The sequence below is a fragment of the Streptomyces sp. NPDC060049 genome (assembly GCF_042736715.1).
GTDB lineage: Bacteria > Actinomycetota > Actinomycetes > Streptomycetales > Streptomycetaceae > Streptomyces.
The window spans coordinates 162,545-180,686 of record NZ_JBHWVV010000003.1 but is presented as its reverse complement, the minus strand read 5'-3'; the positions used below and the strand labels follow the sequence as shown (position 1 = coordinate 180,686).

Annotated in this window: 17 protein-coding genes, 1 tRNA gene and 1 pseudogene; 9 read left to right on the top strand and 10 right to left on the bottom strand. The window is 72.8% G+C overall.

Annotation, left to right across the window (positions count from 1 at the left end; all coding sequences use genetic code 11):
• Positions 1-24 precede the first annotated feature (24 nt).
• The 5 genes from ACFWBY_RS06105 to ACFWBY_RS06085 form a co-directional block, all read right to left on the bottom strand.
• Complete coding sequence (locus tag ACFWBY_RS06105) at positions 25-321, bottom strand: hypothetical protein (protein WP_385334409.1); 297 nt, start codon at positions 319-321, stop codon at positions 25-27.
• A gap of 104 nt (positions 322-425) precedes the next feature.
• Positions 426-1,067 (bottom strand): disulfide bond formation protein B, encoded by a 642-nt coding sequence (locus ACFWBY_RS06100; RefSeq protein ID WP_385334407.1) that lies wholly within the window; start codon positions 1,065-1,067, stop codon positions 426-428.
• Between the two features lie 11 nt (positions 1,068-1,078).
• Positions 1,079-1,243 (bottom strand): DUF5993 family protein, encoded by a 165-nt coding sequence (locus tag ACFWBY_RS06095; protein ID WP_385334405.1) that lies wholly within the window; start codon positions 1,241-1,243, stop codon positions 1,079-1,081.
• A gap of 155 nt (positions 1,244-1,398) precedes the next feature.
• The gene (locus ACFWBY_RS06090) at positions 1,399-2,778 is read right to left on the bottom strand and encodes a sensor histidine kinase (RefSeq protein WP_385334403.1); all 1,380 of its coding nucleotides are present in this window, start codon (positions 2,776-2,778) and stop codon (positions 1,399-1,401) included.
• Positions 2,779-2,887: 109 nt separating this feature from the next.
• Positions 2,888-3,577 (bottom strand): response regulator transcription factor, encoded by a 690-nt coding sequence (locus ACFWBY_RS06085; protein ID WP_385334401.1) that lies wholly within the window; start codon positions 3,575-3,577, stop codon positions 2,888-2,890.
• A 79-nt stretch (positions 3,578-3,656) separates the two neighbouring features.
• Here ACFWBY_RS06085 and ACFWBY_RS06080 point away from each other — a divergent pair, with 79 nt between their 5' ends.
• Positions 3,657-4,181, top strand: coding sequence for a hypothetical protein (locus ACFWBY_RS06080; RefSeq protein ID WP_385334399.1), 525 nt, complete (start codon positions 3,657-3,659; stop codon positions 4,179-4,181).
• Between the two features lie 26 nt (positions 4,182-4,207).
• Here ACFWBY_RS06080 and ACFWBY_RS06075 read toward each other — a convergent pair whose 3' ends face one another.
• Together ACFWBY_RS06075 and ACFWBY_RS06070 are read right to left on the bottom strand one after the other, a co-directional pair.
• Entirely contained in the window at positions 4,208-5,080 is an 873-nt protein-coding gene (locus ACFWBY_RS06075; protein ID WP_385334397.1) for a spermidine synthase, read from the bottom strand.
• Positions 5,081-5,114: 34 nt separating this feature from the next.
• Positions 5,115-5,549, bottom strand: a complete 435-nt coding sequence (locus ACFWBY_RS06070) for a hypothetical protein (RefSeq protein WP_385334395.1) — start codon at positions 5,547-5,549, stop codon at positions 5,115-5,117.
• Positions 5,550-5,983: 434 nt separating this feature from the next.
• Here ACFWBY_RS06070 and ACFWBY_RS06065 point away from each other — a divergent pair, with 434 nt between their 5' ends.
• Positions 5,984-7,324 (top strand): tetratricopeptide repeat protein, encoded by a 1,341-nt coding sequence (locus ACFWBY_RS06065; RefSeq protein WP_385334393.1) that lies wholly within the window; start codon positions 5,984-5,986, stop codon positions 7,322-7,324.
• Positions 7,325-7,464: 140 nt separating this feature from the next.
• Here ACFWBY_RS06065 and ACFWBY_RS06060 read toward each other — a convergent pair whose 3' ends face one another.
• A complete protein-coding gene (locus ACFWBY_RS06060) occupies positions 7,465-8,061 on the bottom strand; it encodes a histidine phosphatase family protein (protein WP_385334391.1) in 597 nt (198 codons plus the stop codon).
• A 156-nt stretch (positions 8,062-8,217) separates the two neighbouring features.
• On the opposite strand from ACFWBY_RS06060, the gene ACFWBY_RS06055 reads away from it, so the two are divergent.
• From ACFWBY_RS06055 to ACFWBY_RS06040, 4 genes are read left to right on the top strand one after another with little or no spacing between them, the layout of a single operon-like run.
• Entirely contained in the window at positions 8,218-9,102 is an 885-nt protein-coding gene (locus ACFWBY_RS06055) for a phosphatase PAP2 family protein (protein ID WP_385334389.1), read from the top strand.
• The gene (locus ACFWBY_RS06050; RefSeq protein ID WP_385334387.1) at positions 9,014-10,243 is read left to right on the top strand and encodes a hypothetical protein; all 1,230 of its coding nucleotides are present in this window, start codon (positions 9,014-9,016) and stop codon (positions 10,241-10,243) included. Before ACFWBY_RS06055 ends, ACFWBY_RS06050 begins: the two co-directional genes overlap by 89 nt.
• Positions 10,240-11,838, top strand: a complete 1,599-nt coding sequence (locus tag ACFWBY_RS06045) for a hypothetical protein (RefSeq protein WP_385334385.1) — start codon at positions 10,240-10,242, stop codon at positions 11,836-11,838. The genes ACFWBY_RS06050 and ACFWBY_RS06045 overlap by 4 nt, the downstream gene beginning before the upstream one ends.
• The gene (locus ACFWBY_RS06040; RefSeq protein ID WP_385334383.1) at positions 11,835-13,163 is read left to right on the top strand and encodes an AAA domain-containing protein; all 1,329 of its coding nucleotides are present in this window, start codon (positions 11,835-11,837) and stop codon (positions 13,161-13,163) included. Before ACFWBY_RS06045 ends, ACFWBY_RS06040 begins: the two co-directional genes overlap by 4 nt.
• Positions 13,164-13,258: 95 nt before the next feature.
• Here the strand turns inward: ACFWBY_RS06040 and ACFWBY_RS06035 are convergent, their stop codons facing one another.
• Positions 13,259-14,881: a recombinase family protein gene (locus ACFWBY_RS06035; protein WP_385334381.1), complete on the bottom strand. Its 1,623-nt coding sequence runs from the start codon at positions 14,879-14,881 to the stop codon at positions 13,259-13,261.
• Between the two features lie 502 nt (positions 14,882-15,383).
• Between ACFWBY_RS06035 and ACFWBY_RS06030 the strand changes: the two genes are divergently transcribed.
• The 3 genes and pseudogenes from ACFWBY_RS06030 (at position 15,384) to ACFWBY_RS06020 (ending at position 16,574) form a co-directional block, all read left to right on the top strand.
• Complete coding sequence (locus ACFWBY_RS06030) at positions 15,384-15,731, top strand: hypothetical protein (RefSeq protein ID WP_385334379.1); 348 nt, start codon at positions 15,384-15,386, stop codon at positions 15,729-15,731.
• Between the two features lie 199 nt (positions 15,732-15,930).
• Positions 15,931-16,510 (top strand): annotated as a pseudogene (locus ACFWBY_RS06025) (bifunctional DNA primase/polymerase).
• Positions 16,501-16,574, top strand: a tRNA-Lys gene (locus ACFWBY_RS06020). The pseudogene ACFWBY_RS06025 and the gene ACFWBY_RS06020 overlap by 10 nt, the downstream one beginning before the upstream one ends.
• A 68-nt stretch (positions 16,575-16,642) precedes the next feature.
• Here the strand turns inward: ACFWBY_RS06020 and ACFWBY_RS06015 are convergent.
• On the bottom strand, positions 16,643-17,836 hold the full coding sequence (locus ACFWBY_RS06015) for a M6 family metalloprotease domain-containing protein (RefSeq protein ID WP_385334377.1): 1,194 nt from the start codon (positions 17,834-17,836) through the stop codon (positions 16,643-16,645).
• Positions 17,837-18,142: the final 306 nt, after the last annotated feature.

The following is an 18,142-nucleotide window of genomic DNA, read 5'->3' as shown; positions in this document are numbered from 1 at the left end:
CACCTACCGCGCCTGTCGCCACGGCTACGACGACATGAGCGCGCCCAGTGCCTTCTGCATGTCCGCCGCATTCATGACCGGTGCGACATCGATCTCGGCGTTGTACTTCATGAACAGGTCCCAGGCCACGGCCGGCACTTCGGTGCTGTCCTTCAGGTCGAAGACGATCCAGCAGGAACGCACACCTTCGTGCAGACCGAAGTAGGCCGCCTCCGGCTTGACCTTGTCGATCAGCGCCTTCATCCCCTGGGTCAGGGCTCCGCTCTTGATGCCCTCGTTCGTGGTAGCGGTGTCCAGATGGGCCCTGAGCATGACTCTCATGCGCGGCTCCTTTCGTCACGGCAACCCTGGGCGCGGGCGCGGACGGCGGCAACATCTCCGCCTCCGTCCGGGCGGGCGGCCACTCCGTCGGGTCACGCGAGGTGTCAGTTCAGGATTCCGATGTCGTAGAAGAACCGGTAGCGCGTGGGGTCGTCCGGCAGGAACCAGTGGAAGCCCTCCTCCAGGAAGACCGCCACGATGTTGACGGCGATCACCAGCCCCAGGAACCACAGCGCTGCCAGCCCCACCGTGCGGTACGGACCCGGCCCTTCGGCCGGAATGGCCCGGTCGGCCGTGGCGTGTGCGAAGGCCAGGACGACCCCGACCGCCACGACCGAGGCCTGGAAGAGGACCCACGCCCATACGTACAGGTGCAGGCCGAACACCTCGCTCCCGAACCCCTTGTCGCCCGGCAGGAGGTGCAGAGTCGTCTGCCGCCACGACGCGAAGGAGCCCGCGATCACCGCGACGAGCGACAGTCCCCAGCCCGTCATGTAGTCGCGGCCCGCGACCGCCCCGCGCGCCAGCGCCGTGCGGACGATGTGCGCGGCCCCCAGCGCCGCCAGCAGCATGAACATCCGCTGCACGATGCAGAGCGGGCACGGGTACTCCCACAGCCCGAACTGGTAGAAGAGCCCGCCACAGACCACGCCCGTCCAGCCGATGGCGAAGACGCACGCGAACCAGTATTGGACGCGCCCCAGCAGTCCGCCCTCCAGCTGCGCCTCCGGAAGGAGGCTGGACATCGCGGCCACGGTCAGTAGCTCAAGGTGAGGGCGAGGCCGCTGGTGATGTGGTGCGCCATCAGCAGGATGACGGCGAGCAGCATGAGCCACCAGGCGCCGAGCACGACCGTCCGCGACGCGTCCCGGTACATCGCGATCAGCGTGGCGAGGAGGCCGCCGAAGATGAGGGTGTCCATGGCGCGGACCGTATCGACGTAGGGACATACCGGGCGCGCGGCGCGCCCCCCGCAGCCACAGGGTTACATCGGTTGCCCCGCCCGCGGCCGGGCGCGCGTCCACCCCCGCCCGCGGCCGGGCGCGCGTCCACCGCCCCGCCCGCGTCCGGCTCGCGTCAACCCGACCGCCGCTTGCGCCGGCCGCGTCCGGCGCGGGCCGACTCGCGCCGCGACCTGCCGTCCAGGGAGATCCACACCCGCACCTCGGTCCCGCCGAGCACCGAGCGCCCGAGCCGCACGTCCCCGCCCGTGGATTCCGCGACGCGCCGCACGATGTCCAGGCCGAGGCCGGTCGAACCGTCGCGGCCGCCGTCGTTGCCGCGCCGCAGGGCCGCGTCCGGGTCGGCGATGCCGCCTCCCGCGTCCGAGACGAGCACGATGACCGCGTCCCCCGCGTCGTGGACGTCCACCGCGAAGGGCGTGCCCTCCGGGGTGTGCCGGAAGACGTTGCCGAGCATGGCGTCCAGCGCGGCCGCGAGCTCGGGCCGGGCCACGGGGATCCGTACCGTACGGTCGACCCCCGCGAGCCGGACCTCGCGCCCCTCGTCCTCCGCCAGCGCCGACCAGAAGTCCATCCGGTCGCGGATCACCTCGGACGCGTCGCAGCCGGCACCGGCGCCGCCCACGGGGGCGGCGGGCGCGCGCTGCTCGCGGGCCGTACGGATGATCGTGTCGACCTCGCGCTCCAGCTGCTCCACGGCCGCCCGGGTCTGTTCCGCCGCCGGGCCGTCGCCGAGCGAGGCGGCGTTGAGCCGCAGCACCGTCAGCGGCGTCCGCAGCCGGTGCGAGAGGTCGGCGGCCAGCTCCCGCTCGTTGGCGAGGAGTTCCACCACCTGGTCCGCCATCGAGTTGAACGCGGCGGCCGCCGAGCGCAGTTCCTTGGGCCCCTCCTCCGGGACCCGTGCCCCCAGCCGCCCCTCGCCCAGCCGGTGCGCGGCGTCCGCGAGCCGCTCGGCCGGCCGCACCAGGCGGGCGCCGAGCCGGTCCGCGACCGCCACCGAGCCCACGACCAGGGCGAGGCCCACGCCCGCGAGGACCACCCAGGCGGTGGCGACTCCGTTGCTGACCTCGCTCTCCGGGACGAGGATCTCCACCACCGCGATGTCCCCGGAGCCGAGCGCTACGGGCTGGAGCAGTGCGGAACCACCGCCCGCCACGGGGGCCGTGGCCGCCCGCCCGATCCGGCGGGTCTCGGCGACGGCGTGCTCGCCGGCCCAGCCGTCCCCGATGTCCACGGTCGGGCTGTCGCCGATGGCCGGGACGTGCACGGCCATCCGCCGCGCGGCGCCCATCTGCGTGGACTCCACGGCCTTGCGCAGCTGCGTCGGGTCGGTGGTGATGGACAGCGTCGGCCCGATGGTGGCGGCCTGGCGCTCGGCGTTGGAGAACGCCCGGTCGCTGGCCATCTCCTGGACGACCAGCCCGAGCGGTACCGCGAAGGCCACGACCACCATGACGGTGACCGCGAGGCAGACCTTGACCAGCGCCCACCTCATCTCCGTCGGCTCGCTCCGCCGCGGCAGCGGCTGTTGTCACGGTCGCCCGCTCGGCGCAGCGGTGCGGCCATCGTGGTCGTCTGCGGCCCGGCGGCCTCGCGTGCGCCGCTCACAGCGGCGGCTCCAGCTTGACCCCCACACCCCTCAGCGTGTGCAGGTAGCGGGGACTGGCGGCGGTCTCGCCCAGCTTGCGGCGCAGCCACGACAAGTGGACGTCGATGGTTTGGTCGTCGCCGTACGACTGCTGCCAGACCTCGGCGAGCAGCTCCCGGCGGGCAACGACCACGCCCGGCCGCCCGGCGAGGAAGGCCAACAGGTCGAACTCCCGCCGCGTGAGGTCCAGTACGGCCCCGTCCAGTTCGGCCTGGCGCCTCAGCGGGTCGATGGCGAGGCCCCCGACGCGCAGGACGCGGGAGGGCGGTTCGGCCCCGGCGGCGGAGCGGGCGCGCCGCAGCACCGCGGCCATGCGGGCGGAGAGGTGCTCCACGGAGAAGGGCTTGGTCAGGTAGTCGTCGGCGCCGTCGTTGAGCAGCCGGACGATCTCCGCCTCGTCGTCGCGGGCGGTCGCGATGATCACGGGCACGTCGGTGATGCCGCGCAGCATCTTGAGTGCCTCGGCCCCGTCCAGGTCCGGCAGCCCGAGGTCGAGGATGACCAGGTCGAAGCGGTGGTGCGCGACCTCGCGCAGGGCCTCCAGGGCGGTACCGACGCTGCGCACGGTGTGCGAGGCCTCGGTCAGGTGCCGGATGAGGGCGGAACGTACGAACTGGTCGTCCTCGACCACGAGCACACTTGCCATGGCCCGCACCGTAGCCCATTCGGGGGATGCCCGAGGGTGCCGGGCCGGGTCTGGGACGGGTGGGGCAGGATGTCCCCCGATGCGACGAGGACTTGTACATGCGGGCGCGTGGACGCTGGCGACCGGGGCGGCGGTGTCGCTGTCGTGGTGGGGCGTGCACAGCGTCATGTCCGGCACGGCCTACGATCCCCCGCTCGCGGTGCCGCTGGCCACCCGGCCGCTCTCCTCCTCGACGCACCAGACGCAGCCCCCGGAGCCGTCCCCGCCCTCCTCGTCCTCCGCCTCGCCGTCCCCGTCGGCGTCCGCCCCGTCCGCCAAGCCGTCGGCGCCGCCTTCGCGGCAGGCGCCCGCCGTGCCCCCGGACGGACGGGGCGGCGCGAGCGGGGACGTGAAGGCGTACAGCGTCTCCGGCGGACGGGTCGTCTTCGGCCTCGGCGCTTCCTCGGGCGAGCTGGTCTCGGCGACCCCGGCGGCGGGCTGGCGGATGCAGGTGTGGAAGACGGAGTACTGGATCCGCGTCACCTTCACCCGTGACGGCCGGGAGGTGTCGGTGTTCTGCACGTGGCACGACCATCCGCCGCTGGTGGAGATCGTCGACCCCTAGTGCCGTGCACAACCCCCGCGGACGGCCTAGCGGAAGACCGACGGCGGGGGCTCGGGCGAGGCCACCGCCGAGGCGTCCGCGACGGGGGCGGCGCCGCCGGCGAAGTCGGTGAGGGCGCGGCCGTGTTCGACCCGGCCGGGGTGCGGGTCGCTCGCGACGCGGCGGGTGAACTCGGCGAGGGGCAGCTCGCGGTCGGCGGCCACCAGGACGGCGTTGCCGAATCGTTTGCCCCGCCACACCACGGGGTCGGCGGCCAGCGCCAGTTCCGCGAAGCGGGACGCCGCCGTCGCGATCTGGCCCCGCAGGTGGGAGAGGGGCGGACCGTCCGCGATGTTCGCCACGTACCACCCGCCGGGCGCGAGGGCCCGGCGTACGTCGTCCAGGAACTCGGCGCTCGTCAGGTGCGCGGGGGTGCGGGCGCCGCTGAACACGTCCGCGATCACCAGGTCCGCCCAGCCGTCCGGGATCTTGGCCAGTCCGGCCCGGGCGTCGACCGCCCGGACCCGTACCCGCGCCTGCGGGTCCAGCGGCAGGTGTTCCCGCACGAAGGCCACGAGCCCCGCGTCGATCTCCACGATCTGCTGCGTCGAGCGGGGGCGGGCGGCGGCCGTGTAGCGCGCGAGGGTGAAGGCGCCGCCGCCGAGGTGGAGCACGTTCAGGGGCTGGCGGGCCGGGGCGACGAGGTCGATCAGGTGGCCGATCCGGCGCTGGTAGGAGAAGTCCAGGTGGCCGGGGTCGTCGAGGTCCACGTGTGACTGCGGGGCGCCGTCGATCAGCAGGGTCCAGGCGTGCGGCCGCTCCCGGTCTGGCTCCAGCGCGGCCTGGCCGCCGTCGACCTGCCCGAGACGGGCCTCGGCAGTGTCGCGCCCGCGCCGCTTGTCCTTGCTTTTTCCTGCCACGTCCCCATTATGGCTGGTCAGGGGTGGGAGGGGGTCAGCGGCAGTTGTCCGCGGCCTCGATCAACCGGGCCGCTTCGCCGAGCGCCGCGCGCAGCACCTCGGGATCGGTGACCGGCCCGACGGCCTCGGGCGGCAGGAGCCAGCCGGTGGCCCCCGCGGCGGGCGAGGTGTCGCCGAAGCGCATGCCGCGCCCGTTGGTCTGGGTACAGGCGCTGCCCGGGAGGTCCCAGGCGTCGGCGGTGCCGGGCGGGACGAGGAAGCCGAGGGTGCTGCCGGAGCCGTCGTGCAGGACGGGACCGACCCCGTTCGTCCGGCTGGCCTGGCCGGCGGCCCGGCGGATGATGTCGACGGCCTCCAGTCCCTGCCGGGTGGGGACGGTGACCAGGTCCGGGGCGCCGGTGACCGAGGGTGTCCCGGCGATCAGGGATGCGCCGGGCACGGGCGCGGTGTTCGTTCCAGTGCTCTCCATGCCGCCCTCCACCAAGGGAACCCCTCCTCGATCCGCGTACGAGCCTCGCGGGAGTGGACGCGGGAGGCCGGCAAGCCTCCTCCCACTCCGCATGGGTTCAACGCACGGGAACGTCAACAGGTGCGGTGGCAAGACGCTGCAAAGGATGGCAGTTCATGGCGGATCGTGGGTGAGATATCCGTTTTGTAGCCAAACACCGGGTCAACGCGTCGCCGCTGGCGGTACGTTCGTGGCCGCCGGACACCCGTCGCACCCCCCGGCGCACCGCTCCGCGGCCGCACCCCACCGCTCCACGGCCGGCCACACCGCTCACCGCTCACCGCTCCACGGCCACACCGCTCCACCGCTCCACCGTTCCACCGCTCCACCGCGACCCGGCCGCACGGCCGTACAGTCACCGGCAGCGCGTCCCTTGCCCCAGAGAGGCCACGTCCATGGCGGCGTCCCCCCACTCGCCCAATTCCCCCTTCCGGCGGCTGCGCGGTCAGCACTCCCCGGCCGAGTTCGCCGCGATGGTGCGCAGGGCGGCGAAGGAAATCGGAGAAACGGTTTCCTGCGACGCCCGTTACATCGGCCGGGTCGAGTCCGGCGAGATCCGCTGCCCCAACTACGCCTACGAGCGGGTCTTCCTCCACATGTTCCCCGGCCGGACCCTGGCCGACCTCGGCTTCTCCCCGCGCGAGAGCGTCCGCGGCCGGCTGGCGCAGCGCGAACAGGCCTCGCACTTCTCCCCGTTCACCAGGCGCCCCACCGCCGGTTCCCCTTCGCGTTCCAAGGAGAGCGACGTGCTGCGTCGCGCGTTCATGGCGGGCGGCTCCGCGACCGTGGCGGCCGCGACGCTCAGCCTCACCCTGCTCGGCGACTCCCGCCGCCTCCCCTCCCGTGCCGGCGAGTCCGAGGCGGCCGCCGTCGAGGACGCCGTACGCCAGATCCGGCTGCTGGACGACCGGCACGGGGCGGACGCCCTGTACCGGCGGGCCGCGGAACCGCTGCGCACCGCCTACGCGTTGCTCGACGCGGGGGCGACCCGGCAGTCCACCGAGGACCGGCTGCACGCGGGCGCGGGCGAGCTGGCCATCTCGGTGGGCTGGCTCGCCCACGACTCGGGCCGCTTCGACGACGCCCGCTCGCACTACGCGGAGGCCCTCGCCACGGCCCGGGTGTCGGGCGACTCCGCGCTGGAGGCCCACGCCTTCAGCAACATGGCGTTCCTCGCCCGGGACTGCGGGCGCCCCCGCGAGTCGGTACGGGCGGCCCAGGCGGGCCGCCGCGCCGCCCGCGCCCTCGGATCCCCGCGGCTGCTGTCCCTGCTGGCCCTGCGGGAGGCCGGGGGCTGGGCGGGGCTCGCGGACCGCAAGGCGTGCGAGGAGGCACTGACCCGGGCGCACACGGAGTTCTCGCGCGGCCCTGCGGGGGCGGACCCGGAGTGGATGTCCTTCTTCGGCGAGGCCGAGCTGGAGTCCCTCGAGTCCCGCTGCTGGGCGGCGCTCGGTGAGCACGCCCGCGCGGCGCGGCACGCCCGCAGGGCGGCCGACCTCCAGGATCCGCACTTCGCCCGCAACGTCGCCTTCTACACCGCCGAGCTGGCCGACGACTTGGCCCACGCGGGCGCCCCCGACGAGGCGGCCTGGGCGGGCGGCCGGGTGCTGGACCTGCTGGCCGAGGTCCAGTCGACGCGCATCCGGTCCATGCTGGCGCAGACGGCCCGCACGCTGGTCCCGCACCAGCGCTCCCCGCGCGTCGGCGCGTTCCTGACCCGCCACGCGTCGGCGTGACCCCTCACGCGTCGGTGTGACCCTTCACGCGTCGGACTGACCCGCGAGCGGGCCCGGGTTCGCAGCCAATCCCCCGCGCGCGGTACGGCACTTCGCGCGCGGGCGGCTGCGGACCGGCGGCGTCCGGTCTGCGCGTGGGCTCACCCGTCCAGGTGGCCCGTGTCGTTCCAGCGCTCCAGCGCGGGGGCCCCGTACGCCCAGCCCAGGACCGACAGGGAGGTCGGGTCGAGGCGGATGCGGGCCCCGAAGGAGGCGTCGAAGCCGAGCCAGCGGGCGGCCAGGGTGCGCAGGATGTGGCCGTGGGCGAAGACGAGGACGTCGCGCTCGGCCGAACGGGCCCAGGTGACGACCTCGTCCGCGCGGGCGGAGACGTCCGCGACGGACTCGCCGTTGGGGACGCCGTCGCGCCAGATCAGCCAGCCGGGCCGGATCGCCTGGATCTCGGCCGGGGTCATGCCCTCGTAGTCGCCGTAGTCCCACTCCATCAGCGCGTCCCACGGCTCCGCCTGGACGCCGAAGCCGGCCAGGTCGCAGCTCTCGCTCGCGCGCGCCAGCGGGCTGGTGCGGACCTCCAGGCCGCGCAGGCCCGACCACGGCTCGCGGGCGAGGCGCTCGCCGAGCAGTTTCGCGCTCCGCTTCCCCTCCTCCAGCAGGGGCACGTCCGTGCGTCCGGTGTGCTTGCCGAGCTGGGACCACGCCGTCTGGCCGTGACGGGCCAAGAGGATGCGGGGGGCCATATGAGTTCTCCCGGTCGAGGCGGCTGAAGAGCGAAAAAAGGGGGACGGCAACCGGCGGAACCATTCGCACGCCTTTGCGGGGATTCCGTCGTCCGTCCATCATCCAACACGTGAACGGCGCGCAACCTACGCCAGTTCACACACGTCCTACGCCGTATGACTAATCGGCGGCGGCCCCCTCGTTGGTGGGCAGAACTGCTGCTCCTGGGACTCGTCTACGGCGCGTACTCGGGCGGCAGACTCCTCGCTCGCGGCGACGTAGCGCTCGCCGTCGACCACGGGCTCGCGATCCTGCGGCTGGAGGAGCTGCTGCGGATCGACTTCGAGCGACCGCTCAACCGGCTCTTCACCCACCAGGGGGTGCTCGGCATACCCGCCGACTTCGTCTACGCCTCCCTCCACTACCTCGTCACGCCGGCCGTGCTGGTCTGGCTCTACCGGCGGCGCCCCCAGCAGTATCGATTCGCCCGGACCTGGCTGATGATCTCCACCCTCCTCGGGCTCATCGGCTTCGCCCTGGTCCCCACCTGCCCGCCCCGGCTGCTCGACGCCTCGTACGGCTTCGTCGACACGATGGCCCGCTACAGCGGTTACGGCTGGTGGGGCGGCGAGGCGAGCGCCCCGCGCGGGCTCGGCTCCTTCACCAACCAGTTCGCCGCCATGCCCAGCCTGCACGTGGGCTGGGCCCTGTGGTGCGGGACCCTGCTGTGGCGATGCGGGCGCCGGCCGCTGGTGCGGGCGGTGGGCGCCGCCTACCCCGCCGTCACCGCCCTCGTCGTCATGGGCACGGCCAACCACTACTTCCTCGACGCCGTCGCCGGGGCCGCCGTCATGGGCGCCGGCTTCCTCGCGGCCCGCGCCCTGCCCGCCCTGTCCGCCCCGCCCACCGGCCGGAGCGCCGGTTTCCGCGGTAAGTCCACGATTGTCAGTGGCGGATGGGACACTTCCGCGGGTGAGCTCCTACCCGTCCAGCGGTCAGCCGCCGAAGACCTCGCAGCCGACGACCCGGCCCCCGAGGACACTGCGGCAGCGGCTCGCTGACCTGCGCGGCCCCGCCGTCCCGCCCCGCCCGCTCGACGCCCGCGCACTGGCGGCGCTCGCCGCCAACCCGGGCTGCGGCAGACGCGCCCTGCTCGACGGCGCCGGCGTGGACAAGACCGCCCTCGCGGCGGCCCTCGGCTCGCCCGCCGCCTTCGGGCAGTCGCAGTTCGCCATCGTGCGCGGCAACTCCTTCGAGGCCAAGGTCAAGGGCGACGGCGGAGCCGAGCTCCTGCGGCTCGTGCACGAGCACATCGGCGCGGGGCCGCGCGGCGCGGCCGAACCGCCCGGACCGGACGCCCTCGTGCCCGACCTCACCGCCGCCGGGCCGCAGGGCCGCGCCGCCCGCACCGCGCTCGCCCTGCGGGACGCGACCGCCGCCGGCGCCTGGACCCTGCTCGACCACCCCATGCTCGCCCTGGAGGTGGCCGGCTCCCCCGCCTATCTGGAACCGGACGCCGTCGTCGTGCACCCCGACGGCCGCTGGACCGTCGTGGAGATCAAGTCCTTCCCGATGATCGACGGATCCGCCGACGCGGCCAAGGTGGGCGCCGCCGCCCGCCAGGCCGCCGTGTACGTGCTGGCCCTGGAGACGACCGCCGCCAAGCTGGCCGGCGCCGAGGTCGGGCACACCGTGCTGCTCGTCTGCCCCAAGGACTTCTCCAACCTGCCCACCGCCGCCGCCGTCGACATCCGCCGCGAGCGCGCCGTGACCCGGCGCCAGCTGGAGCGCCTCACCCGGGTCGAGGAGCTGGCCGGCGCCCTGCCCGAGGGCCTCAGCTTCGACCCGGCGCGCTCCGCCGAGGAACTGACCGAGGCCGTCTCGGCCGTGTCCGCCGCCTACGCCCCCGAGTGCCTGGCCGCCTGCGAGCTGGCCTTCCACTGCCGCGACCGGGCGCGCGGGGCCGGCGAGGTGACCGCGCTGGGCCGCTCCGTCCGGGGCGAGCTGGGCGCGCTGACCACCGTCGAGGCCGCCCTCGCGGCGGCCGCCGGGTGCGGTGCTCCCGCGGTCCCGCGCCCCGCCGCGGGCCCCGACGCCGACGCCGAAGACCCGACCGCGGCCGCCCTCCGGTACGCCGCCCGGCTGCGCTCCGAGGCGCTGGAGCAGGCCCCCGCCCGCACCCGCCCGGAGGGCGCCGCATGAGCCTGCTGACCACCCTGGCCCGACTGGAGGCCGTCCGGGCGGGCCGGGCCCAGGCCCTGGCGACCGTACGGCACCGGCATCTGAGCGGGCGCCCGCTGGTGTTCGTACCGCTGACGACGGCGGGCGAGGCCGGGGCTCCGCTCGGCGCGATGTTCGGCACCGACCCCGACGATCCGCACGTCCTCGTCATACCGCAGCCGCGCGACCGCGACCTGCGGTGGGAGTTCCTGGCGGAGCTCGCCGGGCACGTCGTCCCGTACATCGACGCGTACGCGGACGACGTCGAGCCGGCCCAGCACACCGAGACCGACCCGGAGACGGGCAAGCGGGTCAAGGTGGAGGCCGAGCTGTGCGTCGACGCGCCGCAGCTGATCGTGCCGAGCCGCGCGGGCGTGGAGTACGTACGGCTGCTGGGGCGGTCGATGCGGTTTCGCCGGACCGCCGAGGAGGACCCGGAGAACCCGTATCCGGCGCCCGCGCGCGTACCCCTGCTGGGGCGCTGGTTCACGCACTTCGCGGAGCGCTCGCGGGTACCGGGTTCGTCGATGCTGCTGTCGGCGACGGACCTGCTGGCACGGCACTGGGCGAGCGGCCAGAGCAACCTCGAGGACCAGCACCTGCGGGCACTGCTGGAGTGGATCGACCCTCCACCGGGCGAGTCCGGCGCCGAGCGGGCACTGCGGGCGGAGCTCGGCCGGGGCGCGGACGGCCAGTTGCTGGTCCCCCCGGCCGGCCCGGCCACCGATCCGGCCTTCGACAACAAGCTGCTGGCCCCGGCGATCACGAGGTACGACGCGGCGCGGGCGGCCGGGCGGCCGGGCGGGGGCGAGGGGGCACGGTCCGCCGAGCTCGCCGTGCGGCGGCTGGTCGAGACCCAGATGGAGAGCACCTGGCACGCGGTGTGGCAGGCCGTCGGCCTGCTGCGCGAACTGCCCGCCGGGGAGCGGACCGAGGACCGCTGGACGGGCGACCGGTGGTCGTACACCGGGCACCGGGACCGGGTGCGGGCCGGCGAGGCACCGCAGCCGCGCCGCGACGACGCGGTGACGGCGGCGCGCAAGCTCGCGAGGCGGGAGACCGAACAGGTCAGGCTCGATGCGCAGGAGTCGCTGGACGACCCGCTGGTGATGGCGGGCAGGCGGCTCGCGGGCGAGGCCTTCGCGGGCGAGGTCGTCGAAGTGGTCATGGAGTGGACGGAGTCGAAGCGGCCGAGCCCGCGTCCGCTGGTGACGGTGGCCACGGAGGACCGGCCCCAGCTCACCGACGGCGCAGGCGGGGGCGGCGGCGCGAAGGTGTACCGCTCGCTGGACGGGCGTCCCCAGAGCGCCCGGTTCGTGCGCTGGGAGGAGGACGGCCGGCTCGTGCTGCGCCTCCTCGACAAGATGGGCCGCGGCAAGGACCCGGAGCCGGGTTCGGTGCCGGAGAAGGGCGACCGGGTCTGCTGGACGCTGTTCGAGCACGACTCGCGCGGCGGCCCGAAGCTGCCGGACCCCGAGCAGACCCCGTGGACCCACGGCGGTCCGCCCGCCCACCTGACGGGCCCGGCCACCACGCTGCCGCTGCCCGACCCCGTGACCGACGAGGACCTCCTGTGAGTTTCGATCCGGGCACCGCGGCCGAGCGGGCCGTCGCGGCCATCCTCCACGACACGCTGCACGGCAAGGCCCGGGGCGTGGTCGTCGACTCCCCGCCCGGCGCCGGCAAGTCCACACTGGTGGTGCGCGCCGCCCGCGAACTGGCGGCCGCCGGGCGCCGGCTGATGGTGGTCGCGCAGACCAACGCGCAGGTCGACGACCTCGTACTGCGGCTGCACGAGAAGGATCCCGAGCTGAAGATGGGCCGGCTGCACAGCAGCGACGCGGACGCCTACGATCCGGCTCTTCGCGAGCTGGACTCGGTGGTCCTCTCGGCGAAGCCCGCGGACCTCGCCGGGCTGCCGGTCACCCTCTCCACGGCGGCCAAGTGGGCGTGGGTCAAGGACGTGGAGCCCTGGGAGCACGCCATCGTGGACGAGGCGTACCAGATGCGCTCCGACGCGCTGCTGGCGGTGGCCGGGCTGTTCGACCGGGCGCTGTTCGTGGGCGACCCGGGGCAGCTGGACCCCTTCAGCGTGGTCGGCGCCGAGCAGTGGGCGGGGCTGTCCTACGACCCCTCCGCCTCGGCGGTCAGCACCCTGCTCGCCCACAACCCGACCCTGCCGCAGCACCGCCTGCCGGTGTCGTGGCGGCTGCCGGCCTCGGCCGCGCCGCTGGTCTCCCGCGCCTTCTACCCGTACACGCCGTTCCGCAGCGGTACGGGCCCCGGCGAGCGGCGGCTGTCCTACGGGGTCACGGGCGACGGCTCGGGCCCCGACCGGGTGCTGGACGAGGCGGCGGAGTCGGGCTGGGGGCTGCTGGAGCTGCCGGCCCGGCACACCCCCCGGACCGACCCGGAGGCGGTGCGGGCCGTGGCCCTGGTGGTCCGCCGGGCGCTGGACCGTGGCGCGGTGACGGTGGACGAGCGGTCCGGCGGCCCGTCGCCGCTGACGGCCGACCGGGTCGCGGTGGGCACGGCCCACCGCGACCAGGCGTCGGCGGTCCGCGCGGCTCTGGCCGCCCTCGGGGTGACCGGGGTCACCGTGGACACCGCGAACCGGCTCCAGGGCCGCGAGTACGACCTCACCGTGGTCCTCCACCCCCTGTCCGGCCGCCCGGACGCGACCGCCTTCCACCTGGAGACCGGCCGGCTGTGCGTACTGGCCTCGCGGCACCGGCACGCCTGCGTGGTGGTGGCCCGGGCGGGCATCGCGGAACTGCTGGACGACCACCCCTCGACGGAGCCGGTCCAGCTGGGCGTGACGGTGAAATTCCCGGACGGCTGGGAGGCAATGATGACCACGTGGGATTTCTGGTCCAACCACCGCGTCTCATGGCGGCCGTAAGCAGATGACCTCAGCAGCGGCCATACCTCTTGCTGCTTGTCCTTAGAGGGTAGTAATCGACACCAAAGCCCCCTACCTAATAGAGGACCGTGGTCTTACTTGAGAGGCATGAACCTCAACTGGTCGATCCCTACCTCCAGAGCCTCCTTGAATATTTTCAGAGCTTCAAGGTTCCACCCTTTTTCATCGCTCGACTCAACAGATCCCGCCAAGGCATCACTCGCCTTCTCGGCGACGTCATTCGGAGAGATGACATAGATAGCCATGTCCGGCCCCTTCGTACCGGGGCGGCCCCAGATGAAGAGCCGAAAGCCGGCCTGACGAAGGAAGGGCCCCCGCTCCTTCCATCCTGTCATTGCAGACCACTTCTCGGCGTAGGTCCGACCGGTGCCAGTGACCTCCCACCGACCAGGAACGAAGGGTTGAGCCACCAGCTCCGCAAGGTTGGCTGCATGCCGCTCCATTGCGCCGGTCAGCGAGGCTACCACCGCAGGAGAACTGGCCAGGGCAACTGATTGCGACAGATTGTCGATGGCGCGCTCAAGCTCCTTGATCTGCTTCCTGCTGTCCCTTCCCGGAATGTACTGGCGCTCGGTGATTTCTTCGCCACCTAGCTTGACGAGGAATGCATGTTCCGCCGTTGCGTACACCCGATCCTGAGGCCAGGAGACGGAGAAGTCACATGCCCTGCCGTTGGACCAGGAAGAGCAGCGAAAATACTTATGGTGCCGCGCCTCTCCCGTGTTCAGCTTCCCGATCGAGCTGTTCTCGTACATTTTCCTGCCACACTGGCAGTAGAGCACGCCTGCCATGGGCGATGCATTGGACTTGATTCCAGCGCGGTGTTGACCTAGCGCCGTTACCGCCGCCTGCAACTTTTCGAACTCCTCATCGCCGAGGATGGGATCAGCCCATCGAACGGGAACTCCGTCGCGAAGAAGAGGCTCACCTTTGTGCATGGCGATCCCCTTGAGGATCGGCTTCTTCAGTATCTTCCCCAAGGTGGAGGCGGTCCACTTGGTTCCCTTGACGGCCGTCGCGACCCCGGCCTTCCGCTCGTCTGCATTGGCGCTCCGCTGGTAGTCCTGCGACGTGAGGACGCCACGCTCGTTCCAGTCCTGACAGAGGCGACTCATGGACCACCCCTGCTCCGCGATTCGCTCATAGGCCTCACGGATCAGAGGGCCCGTCACGCGGTCGACGAGCAGCTTGTAGCGCTGCCGGCCCTCATATTCCGTGAGGACCGGCCGATAGCCGAAGGGCCAAGTCCCGCCACCCCATAGGCATTCATCGCGGTAGTACTGAGTCTGGTTCCGGCGCTTCTGCACGATGGCTTCCCGGTACTCCTGCGCTTGCGTCGCCTTGATGTAAGCGATCATCCGGCCATTGCCAGGAGTGATGTCCAAGGCCGGGTCATCGAGGCAGACGACGTCCTTGCCGTCCTGGTAGCACTTGTCGGCGAACATCTCCCAATGCGTCTGGTTCCGAGTAATGCGGTCCAGGGAAGTGACCATGATCGCGTCCCACTCGTACCAGAGCGGTTCACGCATCCACCTGCCGAGTCCAGGCCGCTTCTCGGGACGGACGGCGCCCGAGATGAAGGAGTCCTCTACATCCCCCACGACATCGAACCGGCCCTCAGCGGCTGCGCGGTCCAGGGCTTCTGCCTGACGCGCCAGAGCAGAACTGTCCTCAGAGTCTCGGCTGATGCGCCGCATCTTCAGGACACGAGCACCCGGTGACGGCCGGTACGACATGTCGTTACTCGCTGCGTAGTCCCCACTGCACCCGAAGACGCTACATGGTGATCTTGTGTTCTGAGGATCAGGAGGCAAATCACTCCCAGCTGACGCACCTGGCGGAACACCGGGTGGCCTGACGGGTCTGAGGCCCGCGGTCCTCGGCGGGCTAGGGATGAAGGGACGGTCCGCAGCGGGAGTGCGCTCGCGCCGAGGCGGGGGCGGAGCGCCTCGGCCGACCGGGGGCGCCGGTATGCCGCCCGCCGCATCCCCGGTGGTGGCGGGCACCACGGGCCTGGTCCCGACCGAGGGCTCCCGGGCCCTGAGACCGCGGGCCGCCGGCGGAGGTGGCGATGAAGGTGGCGGCGCCGGCGAGCGCGGCGGGGCCGCGTGCGCGCGGTCGCCCTGCGGGTCCTCTTGCGCGACGTTGGACAATGGACGGTGGCCCGGAAGCTTTCGTACGCGCAGCAGGAGGACACGCATGGCAGAGCCCGAGCGGACCGAGCGGAAGCCGCGGCCCGCGCAGCTGCTCTTCGAGCCGTCGGAGACCGTCACCGACCCCGAGCACTTCTTCGACCTCGAATCCATCGACGACCCGCGGGAGCTGCTGGTCCGGGCGACGGAGCTGACCCTGGCCTTCCGGGCGGCGCAGGAGCGGGCGGTGGAGTTCCAGGCGGTGGCGGCGGCCCAGCTGGCGGATCCGCGCCGCTTCGACCGCCTGTCGGCGGAGGCGATCGCGGAGCAGGCGGAGTGGACCGAGGACTACGCGCTCAAGATGATCGAGTTCGGGGAGTCCCTGCTGCGCGGCGCGGCTCCCGGGACGCTCTGAGCCCCCCGGGACGCTCTGAGCCCCCGGGGCGGGAACGGGTCGTCGCAGCGGCCGGACCGGGCGCGACAGGGCCGTCGGCCGGCCCGGCGGTCTGACCGCTGGCATATGCGGCGCGCAACATACCCCAGTGACACCCGGCCTGTCCCGGGTTTCCGTAACTCGCCGAGATCGAACCGCTACAGCCGGTAGATCTTGGCGTATGACGACCCTGACCGGCTGTCCCGCCTCCGACGTGCGGACGACCGCCTGCGCGACCCATGTCACCGCGGCCGGCGCCGCCTGGCTCGCCTCGGCGTCCGCCCACCCCCGCGGCACCCTGAACGCCTGGCAGGCCCGGCCCACCGCACCCGCCGTGCTGCCCTGCGGTACCGCCTTCGACGTCGTCAACGTCCCGCTCGTCCTCGGGCGCCGGATGCTCGACCTTCTCTGGGCGGAGGGCCCCGGCTCCGGTCCGGCCGCGGTGCACCGGGGCCGGACACTGCTCTTCGCGTCCCCCGGCACCGCCCACCGGCTCCCCGCCCTGCTCGCCTGGGAGGAGTGGAGCGCGCCCGCCCCCGCCCCGCTCTGCCACGGCCGCGGCGACGCCGTCACCGTGCCTGCTCTGGTCGGCGGTTCCGGGCCGTCCCGGTGGCTCGTGGCCCCCGGTACCGAGGCGCCCTGGCTGCCCGGACCGGAGGCCCTGCTGTGGGCGTTCGTCCGTGCCACCCGAGCTGCGGATATCGATTTTTCCGATCGCCGGTCGGGGTGCTAATGTCTTCCTCGTCACCAAGCGCCGCTAGCTCAGTTGGTTAGAGCAGCTGACTCTTAATCAGCGGGTCCGGGGTTCGAGTCCCTGGCGGCGCACAGACGGAGAAGGACCCCCACGCGAGTGGGGGTCCTTTTCGTGTGCCCGCAGGAGGCGGGTCTCAGCACTAGGTGGTGATCTTCACCGTGTACGCGCCCGACTGCGTCCGGTCCGCCACCTCGACGGTGATCCGCTCGCCCGGCACCGTGAAGGTCTCCCCCACCTCGATGGGCGCGTCCGCCAGCGGCGGGTACACGGACCGGTCCCAGCACGCCTCGGTGTCCGGATGGGCGTCCACGACCTCGATCGGCCCGCCGCCCGACGCCGCCTCGTTGCGGACCCGGTAGACGAGCACGCCCTCGGTGCAGGTGTCCCCGTCGTTGCCGGCGGAGCCCCGCGCCTCGACCGCGATGGCACTGCCGGGGCCGGTGCGGATCACCGCGAGCCGGGTGCCGCCCGTGCCGCCCGGGAGCGGGACGTCGGAGAGCGGCTGGAGGGTGTGCAGGGAGGAGCCCGAGGGAACGCAGTCGACCTGGGAGGCGTCCAGCCAGCCCAGCTTCCACTTCTGCCAGGCGAAGAGGTCCGGGGCCATGCCGAACTGGCTGCCCATGACGTCCCAGTCCCCGACGTGTGTGTCCCAGTCGCCCTTGCCGTCCGACGGCCGGTGATAGAGGTCGGGGAGGTCGAAGACGTGCCCGGTCTCGTGGGCCAGTACGTTGCGGTCCGGCGGGTGCTTCTCGAAAACGGTCACGATGCGCCGCAGCTCCGTACCGTCCGCGCTGATCGGACGGTCGAAGTTGACGACCTTCGTGGCGTCCGAGTCGACGCCGGGGGCGTCCGGGTCGGCGACGAAGTACACGATGGCGTACTTGGCGAAGTCCACCTCCGGATCGGCGGTGGCGACGGCGTCGCGCAGGTAGGCGGCCCGGTCCGCGGGGGCCCAGTCGCGCCGTATCCCGTAGGCGGTGGACGGCTTGGGCATCTTGATCCACCGCTTCTGCGGGTGCGGCACCAGCCGGAAGCGGCCGTAGGAGGCCTGCTCGAAGAAGTCGCTGGTCGCGGGGAAGTAGTCCTCGGTGAGTTGCCCGGTCGTCAGGGTGGTGCGGTGGTCCGGGAAGGAGAGGAAGACCATGACGGCGTCGAGGGTGCGCTCGGGCCTGGGGTAGGCGCCGTTCCAGCTGTCCAGGCCCAGGGAGTGGTGGGCCGCGGTACGGGTCAGCGCGCAGGGTCCGGCTCCGGGGGCGGCGACCGCCGGTCCCGCGACGAGCGACATCGCGGCGAGTGCGGTCAGGGAAGTGAGCGCCGCAGCCGTGGTGCGCATGTGGGAGCGGTCCACTCCCCCGGGTGTCTCCTGTCGCGGCACATCGACCTCCCGGTGGTGGATTGGTACCTCTTCATCCACCTTGGGGCGATTGTCTGATGAATGCCCTGTTCCGCTGCCCCACACGAGTGAGCGCTAGGGCAAGCCGGTGACGCGGGGGTTCACGCGACCGCCTACAGAACGTCACGATCGATCAGGTCAGAGCAGTGTCGGCCACCTCTTGCTCACAGCCGTGCGGAAACGATCACATGCCTTCACGTCGACGAACCGTCATCACACTGAACTCCCGCGTCCCAAACGGCGACG